Origin of the sequence: Streptomyces sp. NPDC058401, assembly GCF_042722885.1 — a bacterium.
GTDB lineage: Bacteria > Actinomycetota > Actinomycetes > Streptomycetales > Streptomycetaceae > Streptomyces.
The window spans coordinates 69,830-76,876 of the sequence record NZ_JBHXKA010000028.1 but is presented as its reverse complement, the minus strand read 5'-3'; the positions used below and the strand labels follow the sequence as shown (position 1 = coordinate 76,876).

The following is a 7,047-nucleotide window of genomic DNA, read 5'->3' as shown; positions in this document are numbered from 1 at the left end:
GCGTGCGGCCCGGGGCACCACCCCTTCCCCGACCCGTGGGTCAGAGCGCGAAGCCGATGCCCGCCTCGGGAACCACCAGGCGCTCGGCGGAACCCGCCTTCTCGAAGGCGGCGCTGACGGTGTCCTGACCCTCCGTGAAGTGCTGCCAGCCGTCCTGGTGCACGGCGAGCACCTTGCGGGCGCCCAGCAGCCCGGCCACCTCCAGCGCCTGCTCGGAGGTCAGCGAGAGCAGCGTCGGGCCGAACGGGGCGAGCTGCGCCGCGCCCACGTGCAGCACCGCCAGGTCGACGCCGGCCCCGCCGAGGCGCTCCGCGAGGGCGCGGACCGGCTCCAAGGAGACGTTGTCGCCGCTGACGTACACCGTCGGCAGGCCCTCGCCGGTCAGCAGGAAGCCGGTGACGGCGCCGAGCGCCTGCTCGGTTCCGGCCGGACCGTGCTGCGCCGGGACCGCGGTGACCACGAGCCGGCCGCCGTCCGGGCGCTCCAGTACGTGCTCGGCCCACGGCGCCAGCCCGGTGCCGCCGACGCGCTCCGCGGACTGCTCGGTCGTGAGGACCAGCGCGACCTCCTTGAGGAAGGCGCGCCCGGCCCCGTCGAGGTTGTCGGGGTGCTGGTCGTGCGACAGCAGGACGGCCGCGACCGGGCCCAGCTGGTCGGTGGTGAGGGCGGGGTCGGCCAGCTTGTGCAGGGCGACCGGGCCCAACTCGTAGGAGGAACCGGCGGTGTCGAAGGTCGGGTCCGTCACGAACCGCAGCCCGCCCAGGTCGATGACCACGGTGGGGCCGCCCACCGCGGTGACGGTGAGCTGTGCGGCGGTGTTCTCTGTCATGGAACTGCTCCTTGAAAGCGACTCGAACGGTGGGATGGGAAAGAGAGAGGAGGGGGCGGGCCGGTCAGCCGGGTTCAACAACCACCAGGCCCCCGGTGAATCCCCGCGGCAGCCGCAGCGGGTGCCAGCGGTGGCCGACGTCCTGGTCCGGTGCCCCGGCCAGGGAGCGGACTCCGGTGCCCACGGCCTTCACGTACGCCTCCCGCCTGGTCCAGACGTCCAGCCACAGCAGGTCTCCGGCCCGGCCGGAGGCCCGGCCCAGGCGGGCGCGTTCGGCGGGGGAGAACAGCCGCCGGGCCAGGTCCCCGGCCCGGGGGACCGTACGGACCTCCTCGACGTCCACACCGATCCGGGTCCCGGGCGCGAGCCCGCTGCCCACGGCGACGGCGACCAGGCCCCCGGCGTGCGCGATGCTCACGTCCAGCCCCGGGGCGCCCGTCACCCACGGCCGTCCGGAGCGGTCCACGGCGAGGCCCACGCGGGCGGGCGGCCGTCCGAGCATCCGCCCCAGCACACTGCGCAGCACGAACCGGGCCAGTACGAACTCGGCCCGGCCCAGCGGATCGGAGACGGCCTCGTACCGGGAGCGCTCCTGCGGGGCCAGCGCGGCGGCCGCCAGCTCCGCCACCGCCCCGGCCGGCAGTCCGCGCCCGTCGGCCCACCAGGCGCGTACGGCACCGGGGCCCGCGGCGGCCTGCCCCGCCGCGGCGACCCGCCCGGCCAGGACGGCCCGCCCCAGCGGGGAGGCGTCCCACGCCGGGGCGGCATCCCCCGGAGGGGCGGCCAGGGCCGCCGGTGCCACGTCCGGTCCGCTCGGGGTCACGGCCGCCCGGCCGCCAGCACCCGGTCGGCCAGCTCGTCCTCGGTCAGGCCGAAGTGCGAGGTGAGCGCGCTGATCCAGCGCTCCAGGCCGAAGGCCACGCAACCGGTGAAGGCGGGCTCGCCGTCCGCGGTGCGGATGTCGCAGCGCTCGCCGAAGAAGTTGCGGTGGAAGTTGAGCGAGCCGATGGCCAGCGAGCCGTCGAAGACGAACTCCTCCTTCACCGGGAAGAGCTGGGCCATCAGCGCGCGTCCCGCGCTCGCGTCGAAGAACGGGTCCGAGGCGGCCTCGATCTCGATCGGCAGCCCGAGCTCCGACAGGTAGCCCGTGATCTTCTTCCGGAACAGCTCCAGGTGGGCCAGGACCTCGTCCCGGGTGCCGACGCACACGATCTCCCGCATGCTGAAGCCCAGCAGCCGGCGCAGCGCGTCGTAGTGGGTCTCGCGGCGGAAGCAGGTGGCCACGGTGGTCACCTTGTGGGGACCGTCCGTCAGCGTGCGGCCCGCCAGATCGAGGTACACGTTGTAGCAGGCCGCCGAAGGCAGCGCGTACGAGGCCTCGGTGAGGTGCCCGGCCGGCAGCGAGGCCTCCCGCGGTCCGCCCGTCGCGTACTCCGGAGCGGCCTCCTCCGTGAGGGCCGCTCCCAGGATCGCCAGCTGCGGGAAGTTCTGGAAGTAGTCCAGCCGGTGCAGGTCCTCGACCCGCATCAGGGGCGGGTACTGCACCGCGTCGGCGCCGACCTCGGCCGCCCAGCCGGTGAACACGCCTTCGAGGGTGGCCCGCAGCCGCAGGGCACCCGGCCCGAGGGTGGCGAGCCCGCCGCGCGTCGAGGGGGTGCGGCCGGCCTCCGACGTCTTCGCCGAACTACTCGGACTCATGGAAGAACCTCTTTCGAATCGAGTTGATCGTACGAAAATCGGACGGGGTGACGTTCTCCATCAAGATCTCTTCACCCGTCTGCTCCTCCAGCACGTAGAGGAAGTTGACGAACCCGAGGGAGTCGAGGATCCGGTTCTCGACCAGGTCGAGGTCCGGATCGATCGAGGTCAGGTCCGGCCGCTTGGTCAGCAGGTACTCGATGACGGCGTCGAAGCCGGTGACCGTGCTCATGAGCGCGGCAGAACGTCGTCGGTGAAGATGCCCTCGTTCACGAGGAAGCTCATCGAGCGCTTGAGCATCTTGCGCTCCAGCTCGTGGAAGGCCGGGTCGGCCAGCACCTCGTTGCGCACCTGGTAGGGGTTCGGGATGCCCGCGTCCTTGAAGGCCGCCGGGTTCACCAGACCGTCCACCGACTTGCGCAGGTACCGCTTGAGGTACAGCTCCAGCTCGGCCAGCTCCTCCGTGCTCAGCTTCTCCCGCAGCTGGCGGTGCAGGTGCGAGACGATCTGCCGGCCGAAGGCGACGTGCCGGGACTCGTCCTGGTGGTGGATCGCGTTGATCTTGCGGATCGTGGGGTGCAGCCGGTCGTCGTCGCCCATCCGCTTGTTGAAGAAGTCGACGACCTCTTCGAAGAGCAGGAGCCGCGCGAAGACGAGGAAGTGGGCGGACTCGCCCTCGGACTTCATCTCCAGCTGGACGCCCTTGTCCGGGTAGACCTTGCCGCCGTACAGCAGGCAGAACCGGGCGAAGAACCACATGTGCGAGTTCTCCTCGCCGATCATGTGGTGGAAGTACTCGGAGGAGAGGGCGAAGTCCTTCGTGTGGATCCGCGCGATGATCTCGGTGATCAGCTCACGGATGCCGTCGACGTTCAGGCTGTAGAAGTTGACGCTCTCCCACTTGCTGATCGCCCACTTCTGCTCCTCGGTGAACGACTCGGCCACCTTGGTCCCGTGGATGGACAGCAGCTCCGGGGTCATCCAGTACTGGTCCTCGGGCAGCGTCTCGGGCCAGTCGAACATCGTGTACGGGTCGTAGTGGTCGCGCTCGGACATCGACACGAGCCGGTCGAGTATGGACTGCAACTGCGCGTCGGCCTGCAGCACGGGCGTGCTCATCGATCCTTTTCCTCTCTCAGTTGCCGGAGCCGTTGCCGGCCCCGGCCGTCTCGCGCGGAGCGGGCTGCTCCGCCGAGAGCTGGATGTCGGTCTGGTGGCGGGGGTGGGCGAACTCGCCCCCGCGGCGGTACCCGTTCACCGGTTCGTCCGCATGGTGTTCCGTGGGCAGCAGCCGGTTCAGCAGCGAGCCGGTGAAGGCCTGCGCGATGTCCGGGTGCGGGGACTCGGCGTGGTGGTCGGCCAGGATGACGAAGGCCGGGTCCACGTTCTTGACCAGGCCGTCCTCGTCCACGACCTCCAGCCACGAATGGGCGAGGTCGAGCATCCCCATGATCCAGCCGCGCCGGGTACGGGCCTCGAAGCCGGCCTCCCGGCACCGCTCGGCCAGCTCCAGGCAGACGGAGATGCACGGGGCGTAGCCCTGGGCCAGCACCTCGTCCTTGCGCCACTGGAGTTCCTCGGGCATCCGGCCCCAGCGGAACCGGTCGGGGCCGTACGAGGTCACGATCTCGCGCAGCCGCTCCGAGACGATCTCGCGCCGCTCCCCGGAGGTCACCAGCACCCCGGAGGCGGTGAGCCCGGAGGTGCCGCTCGCGGTGATGTCCTTCTCCCCGAGCGACGCGGCCCCCTCGGGCCCGATCGACAGGGACTCCGTCCAGCCGCCGCTCAGCTCCGGGTGGGGCGTGGCCAGGTTCCAGTCGGTCCGCTCCGGTTCCCCCTGGCCGTGGGCGGCCGGCGGGGTCAGCGCGACGGAGTAGTTCCAGCGCTGGGGCCGGAAGAGCGACTGCGGATCGGCGTGCATCCAGCGCAGGGCGTAGCGCATCGTCTTCTCGGGCACGGAGGTGCCGGAGCCGGAGTAGAGCGCGAGGTTCACCAGGTCGAAGCGGTCGAAGCGCTCCGCCCCCGGTGTCCCGCCGTGCGGCAGTCCGCGGCGCAGCAGCTCGTCGAGGATCTCCGGCCCGCACTGGAGCAGTTCGAGCGCGGAGTCCCGCTCCACCCACTCGTCGCGCAGCTCCGGCGGGATGATCAGCAGGTCGCGGAGGGAGTCGAGCCAGCCCTCCAGGCCCCGCGGCGACGCGGGGCGGGTCCACGGTTTGGCTTCGATGGTCATCCGTTGCTCCCGGAGGGCGTCAGGGTCAGGGGCGAGAAGCGCGTGCGCAGCGCCGCCTTGTCGGGCTTTCCGTACGAGGCCGTGGGGATGTCCGTGACGAACTCGAACCGTCCGGGCACGTGCGCCGCGCCCAGGGCCTCGCGCACCGAGGCGGACAGTTCCCCGACGAGGCCGGGCCGGCCTGCCTCCCACGGGTCCTCCCGGGGAACACAGACGGCGACCAGGGCCTCGCCCGTGACCGGGTCGGGCACCCCGATGACGGCGGCGCGCCGGATGTCCGGATGGGCCGTCAGCACGTTCTCGACGGCCTGCGGATAGCAGTTGGTCCCGTCCACGATGACCAGGTCCTTGGCCCGCCCGGTCAGGTACAGGTAGCCGTCCTCGTCGATCACCCCGAGGTCGCCGGTGCTCAGCCAGCCGTCCCGCAGCACCTCTCCGCTCAGGTCGGGCCGCTGCCAGTAGCCCGCCATCACGGTGGGTCCGGACACCTCGACCGCGCCTTCCGTACGGGGCCCCAGTGCGCGGCCGTCCCCGCCCGTGACCCGGAGGGACACCCCGGGCACCGCGCGGCCGACCGAACCGAACAGCTCGGGCCGCGACGCTGCGGCCGCCGCGTGGTCCTCGGGACCCAGGCTGGTGATCGCGATGGCCTCGGTCAGGGCGTAGCTCTGCCGCAGCCGCGGGCCGAGGCTGCGGACCGCCTGGGCGAGCCGGTGCGGGGTGACGGGCGCGCTGCCGTAGCTGACGGCCGCGAGCCCGGACAGGTCGGTGGCCGCCAGGCCGGGGTGGTCCAGCAGCCGGTACAGGTACGGCGGGTAGAGGTACGTGGTGACCGGCCGGCCCTCCGCGGAGGCCTCGGCGATCCGCACCAGCAGCACCTCCGCGTCGAACTCGTCGAACAGCTCGACGCTCACGTGGTGGCGCAGCAGGCCGCAGGCGATCGCCCCCGCGGCGTGCGCCATCGGGGTCATGGCCAGGAACCGCAGCCCCGGCGGCGGAGCCGCGCCCGCCCAGGCGCCGGCGGCCGCGGTCAGCGCGCCGAAGGTGTACACGACCCCCTTGGGCAGGCCGGTGGTGCCGCCCGTGTACAGCACCCGGGCGACATCGTCCTCCCGGGCCCGCACCGGCAGCGGGGCGTCCGACCGGGCGGCGGCCTCGGCGAGCAGGTCGGTGACCTCCGGGTCGGAGCCGGGGCCGAGGCCGAACAGCAGCTTCACCCCGGCGGCGCGGGCGAGGTCGGCCATGCGGTGCCCCGGCAGGATCGGCCCGGCGCAGGCGAGGATCACGGCCGCGGGCTCGGCGTCGCGCAGGATGTGCTCGGCGACCTGCTCGCCCCCGGCCGCGTACACCGGGGTGTAGCTGATGCCGAGCAGGTGCGCGGCCAGGCCCACCGCCGACATCTCGATCGGGTTGGCGGCCAACAGGACGAGCCGGTCCCCGCGGCCCAGCCCGGCGTCCCGCAGGACCCGGGCCGTCCGGTAGGCCAGCGAGAGCAGCTCGGCGAAGGTCATGGACCGTTCGCCGTGGATCAGCGCGATGGCCTCGCCGCGGGCGGCGAACTGCTCGATGGCGCTGGTGACGTACGCGGCGGGGGCGCCGGAGTCGGGCGTGGTCACGGGGTCTCCTTCCCGGGGACGGTGGTGGCGGCAGCGGTGGTGGCAGCAGTGGGGGCGGTGGCAGCAGTCGGGGCGCTCGCGGCGGCGGCCGCACCGGGCGCCGTGCTCGTACGGAAGCGGCAGGCCGAGCCGCCGGTGCGCAGGCACTCCACGCGGTGGTCGCTGACCGGCGTCTTCAGCCCCTCGAACCAGCCCGCCCGCATCTGCGGGCAGGGGCACTCGTAGCCCTCCAGCGTTCCGGCGCGCGCGAGCATCTCCAGGGCGAAGTTGCGGGTGACGGCCGTCTCGAAGGACTCCTCGCCGGTGACCTTGTTGGAGGCCTCCACGGCGTCCCCGGTCATCAGCTCCGAGATACCGGTCAGCGCGGTGGCCAGTTCGGCGGCGGACAGCCCCGGGGCCAGCCCCTCCTCCCGTGCGTAGGCCGAGGCGATCCGCCGGGTGACGAACTGCATCGCCTCCGCGTTGACCTCGTTCGCCGCGTCCTGGCCGAACCGCCGCGCGACCCCCTGGTACCAGCGGGCGTCGTGCAGCCACCAGAACTGGCGCAGCAGGTCGGCGGAGGGCTCGCCGGGGCCTGCCGGTCCGGGTGCCTGGGAGGCGGAACTGGTCACGGTGTCCTCGTCCTTCGGGAGGGAGCGGATGGAGCGGATGGGAGCGGTCGCTGCCGCGGCGGT

At 72.8% G+C, this 7,047-nt stretch carries 8 protein-coding genes; all 8 read right to left on the bottom strand.

The genetic code is table 11. The annotated features are described in order from the left end of the window. Positions 1–40 precede the first annotated feature (40 nt). Entirely contained in the window at positions 41–829 is a 789-nt protein-coding gene (locus tag ACFWNV_RS13550; RefSeq protein ID WP_383945213.1) for an MBL fold metallo-hydrolase, read from the bottom strand. A 64-nt stretch (positions 830–893) separates the two neighbouring features. Further along, complete coding sequence (locus tag ACFWNV_RS13545; RefSeq protein WP_383945210.1) at positions 894–1,652, bottom strand: 4'-phosphopantetheinyl transferase family protein; 759 nt, start codon at positions 1,650–1,652, stop codon at positions 894–896. After that, positions 1,649–2,527, bottom strand: a complete 879-nt coding sequence (locus ACFWNV_RS13540) for an aminoacyl--tRNA ligase-related protein (protein ID WP_383945207.1) — start codon at positions 2,525–2,527, stop codon at positions 1,649–1,651. The genes ACFWNV_RS13545 and ACFWNV_RS13540 overlap by 4 nt, the downstream gene beginning before the upstream one ends. Continuing rightward, positions 2,514–2,759, bottom strand: coding sequence for an acyl carrier protein (locus tag ACFWNV_RS13535; protein WP_383945204.1), 246 nt, complete (start codon positions 2,757–2,759; stop codon positions 2,514–2,516). The genes ACFWNV_RS13540 and ACFWNV_RS13535 overlap by 14 nt, the downstream gene beginning before the upstream one ends. After that, positions 2,756–3,646 (bottom strand): diiron oxygenase, encoded by an 891-nt coding sequence (locus ACFWNV_RS13530; RefSeq protein ID WP_250745333.1) that lies wholly within the window; start codon positions 3,644–3,646, stop codon positions 2,756–2,758. Before ACFWNV_RS13530 ends, ACFWNV_RS13535 begins: the two co-directional genes overlap by 4 nt. Before the next feature lie 16 nt (positions 3,647–3,662). After that, positions 3,663–4,757 carry a hypothetical protein gene (locus ACFWNV_RS13525; protein ID WP_383945201.1) on the bottom strand — a complete coding sequence of 365 codons (1,095 nt, stop codon included), beginning with the start codon at positions 4,755–4,757 and terminating at the stop codon, positions 3,663–3,665. Continuing rightward, a complete protein-coding gene (locus ACFWNV_RS13520; protein ID WP_383945198.1) occupies positions 4,754–6,373 on the bottom strand; it encodes an AMP-binding protein in 1,620 nt (539 codons plus the stop codon). The genes ACFWNV_RS13525 and ACFWNV_RS13520 overlap by 4 nt, the downstream gene beginning before the upstream one ends. Continuing rightward, on the bottom strand, positions 6,370–6,984 hold the full coding sequence (locus ACFWNV_RS13515) for a hypothetical protein (RefSeq protein WP_383945195.1): 615 nt from the start codon (positions 6,982–6,984) through the stop codon (positions 6,370–6,372). Before ACFWNV_RS13515 ends, ACFWNV_RS13520 begins: the two co-directional genes overlap by 4 nt. Positions 6,985–7,047: the final 63 nt, after the last annotated feature.

Bases quoted from the DNA above. Each gene is read 5' to 3' on its own strand.
- ACFWNV_RS13550 (WP_383945213.1), bottom strand. From the start codon at position 829: ATGACAGAGAACACCGCCGCACAGCTCACCGTCACCGCGGTGGGCGGC.
- ACFWNV_RS13540 (WP_383945207.1), bottom strand. From the start codon at position 2,527: ATGAGTCCGAGTAGTTCGGCGAAGACGTCGGAGGCCGGCCGCACCCCC.
- ACFWNV_RS13535 (WP_383945204.1), bottom strand. From the start codon at position 2,759: ATGAGCACGGTCACCGGCTTCGACGCCGTCATCGAGTACCTGCTGACC.
- ACFWNV_RS13530 (WP_250745333.1), bottom strand. From the start codon at position 3,646: ATGAGCACGCCCGTGCTGCAGGCCGACGCGCAGTTGCAGTCCATACTC.
- ACFWNV_RS13525 (WP_383945201.1), bottom strand. From the start codon at position 4,757: ATGACCATCGAAGCCAAACCGTGGACCCGCCCCGCGTCGCCGCGGGGC.